This is a genomic window from Acinetobacter sp. HR7, assembly GCF_000773685.1.
GTDB lineage: Bacteria > Pseudomonadota > Gammaproteobacteria > Pseudomonadales > Moraxellaceae > Acinetobacter > Acinetobacter thermotolerans.
Map to the genome: position 1 here is coordinate 1 of NZ_JPQO01000121.1, position 2,662 is coordinate 2,662.

3 protein-coding genes are annotated in these 2,662 nt (G+C 37.9%); all 3 read right to left on the minus strand.

The annotated features are described in order from the left end of the window. Nucleotides 1-187: 187 nt before the first annotated feature. Nucleotides 188-2,017 carry a ferrous iron transporter B gene (locus tag GW12_RS06005; protein WP_034584836.1) on the minus strand — a complete coding sequence of 610 codons (1,830 nt, stop codon included), beginning with the start codon at nt 2,015-2,017 and terminating at the stop codon, nt 188-190. Further along, nucleotides 2,007-2,267 carry a FeoA family protein gene (locus GW12_RS06010; protein ID WP_005220165.1) on the minus strand — a complete coding sequence of 87 codons (261 nt, stop codon included), beginning with the start codon at nt 2,265-2,267 and terminating at the stop codon, nt 2,007-2,009. Before GW12_RS06010 ends, GW12_RS06005 begins: the two co-directional genes overlap by 11 nt. 11 nt (nt 2,268-2,278) lie before the next feature. Further along, nucleotides 2,279-2,662 (minus strand): cation transporter (locus tag GW12_RS06015; protein ID WP_034584838.1); only part of this gene is annotated, 384 nt, incomplete at its 5' end.

Genomic DNA, 2,662 nt, shown 5'->3' on the forward strand with positions numbered 1-2,662 from the left:
GTGTTAGCCGGATGCTTACTTTTTACCAATCTATATTCGTCTGATACCTCGACTATTCAAAACCTAGAGATTTAAACATTTAAGTAGTTGTTATAGTTAGATAAAAGTATTCAGAAGCCCACGCTTACATCGAGTAATTTAATAAAGGGGGGGAGCTAGCTCCCCCCCTCTTTTATTCATTTGCTAATTAAAACTTACTCGCAACTTGATATGTGATGAATGAAAAGATGTAGGCTAATGCAAACAAATAAGTTGCCATAACGACAGGCTGTTTCCAGCTACCTGTTTCTCGTCTAATTGTTGCTAACGTGGCAAGACAATGTGGAGCAAAAATAAACCATACCAATAATGATAAACCTGTGGCTAACCCCCATCCATCCGGGCCTGAAATTTGACTTAACAGACTTTGAGTTACAGTATCTTCATCACCTGACATCGCATAAATCACCCCAAGAGCTGCAATTACAACTTCCCTTGCTGCCATAGCAGGAATGAGTGCAATACATATTTCCCATGTAAAACCAATAGGCGCAAATATAGGGTGAATTAAATGTCCTAACTGACCAGCTAAACTATAGTTAATGGCTGGCATGGTTGCATTATCTGGTGCTTGAGGGAACGTGACTAGCACCCATAACAAGATAGACAGTGCAACGATAATGCCACCAACTCGTTTTAAGAAAATAGTTGCCCTATCATATAAGCCTAATGCAATATTTCTAATATCTGGAATTCGGTATGTGGGAAGCTCAAAAATAAAAATACTTTCAGTTTTATCTTTTCGAACCAACTTCAGAAAGAGTGAAACTAATAACGCTGAGACTATTCCCGACATATAAAGACCAAAAAGGACTAATCCTTGCAGACTTAACCAGCCGTAGATTAATTGGTTCGGAATAAATGCCGCGATCAATAAAGCATATACGGGCAATCTTGCTGAACAGGTCATCAATGGTGCAATCATAATTGTTGCTAATCGGTCCCGTTCAGAGCTGATACTTCTGGTTGCCATAATTCCGGGAATCGCACAAGCAAAACTGGATAGCAGAGGAATAAATGAACGGCCGCTAAGCCCGGCTTTAGACATTAATTTATCTAAAAGAAATGCTGCTCGGGGTAAATAGCCTGACTCTTCAAGCATTAAAATGAAGAAGAATAAAATCAAAATCTGAGGCATATATGCAAGCACGCTACCTGTGCCAGCAATTACCCCATCGACTACCAAGCTTTTTAATAGAGGATGTTGGATTAGTGGTCCAATAAAATCACTGAGCCATACGATAAAATTTTCAATGAATTCTATAAAAGGTGTTGCCCATATAAATACCGCTTGGAACATCACAAACATGGTTAAAGTTAAGATTACTAAACCTAATACAGGATGTAGAAAAATTTTATCTAGAAATGCGGTTCTTTTATCACCATTGTCATTATTTAAAATAACTTGTTTGGTGATTTGTTTGACCTGTTCAAAATGACTTAATTCAGAATGATAAGGAGTAATAAAAAGATTTTTTTGATCTAATTGATTAATTAAATCTTGAATTCCTTTTGTTTTAACTGCGACAGCTTCAACTACAGGGATACCTAACAGTTGAGACAGTTTATCCTTATCAATGGAAATACCACGCTTTTTGACCTCATCCATCATATTTAATACAAGAATCATAGGGCGATTTAAAGCACGAACTTCGAGAACCAAGCTCAAATGTAAGCTTAAATTTGTGGCATCTACAACGCATATAAAAATGTCGGGTAGAATTTCACCTTTTAGCTCGCCCAAACAAACTGCCCTGGTAACTTCTTCATCTAAACTACTAGGTTTTAAACTGTAAGTTCCGGGTAAGTCCAATACTCGTACTGCATCACCAGAAGGTAAGTTAAAAGAACCTTCTTTTCTTTCTACGGTAACCCCAGCATAGTTGGCAACTTTTTGTCGCGTACCAGTAAGTGTATTAAATAAAGAGGTTTTTCCGCAATTTGGATTACCGACTAATGCAATGTTCTTAATCTTCATTGGATACTAACTCTACAAAAATTCTTTCAGCTTCATTCTTTCTTAATGCGAATCTTGAAGTTTCAATTTGAACTAAAACAGGATCTCCGCCAAAAATACCTTTAGCGAGTACTTGTAGAGTTTCACCCTCTCTAAAACCTAATAGTTGGAGCCGTTCCAATACGGGATCAGTGGTATGACTGTATTGATTACCTTTTTTGAGATCTCTAATTTTGACGATCTGATTTTGTTTAACTTGAAATAGATTCATTTTCGAGACTCTTACTTCAAAGCCAAAATCTTTCGAGCACCATTAAGCACGAATAAAGAAACCAGGATGCCAATGATTAAGTCTGGATAAGCTGATCCCGTCCACGCCACGAGTACACCGGCAAATATAACGCCCATATTTACCACAACGTCATTCGCCGAGAAAATCCAACTGGCTTTCATATGTGCGCCATCTTCTCGATGACCAGAAATAAGATATAAGCATGTCACGTTAGCTATAAGTGCGAGCAGGCCAATAACAATCATGAGCGTTGATTCTGGCTCGCTTCCAAACATGAATCGTCTAATGACATCAATAATCACGATGACAGCAAGTAATAACTGAATCCAACCTGCGAAATGGGCTGCTTTCACTTGATATTTCGCAGCTTTTCC

Excerpts from the sequence above, each read along its gene's own strand:
- GW12_RS06010 (WP_005220165.1), bottom strand. The coding sequence starts at position 2,267 with ATGAATCTATTTCAAGTTAAACAAAATCAGATCGTCAAAATTAGAGAT.
- GW12_RS06005 (WP_034584836.1), bottom strand. The coding sequence starts at position 2,017 with ATGAAGATTAAGAACATTGCATTAGTCGGTAATCCAAATTGCGGAAAA.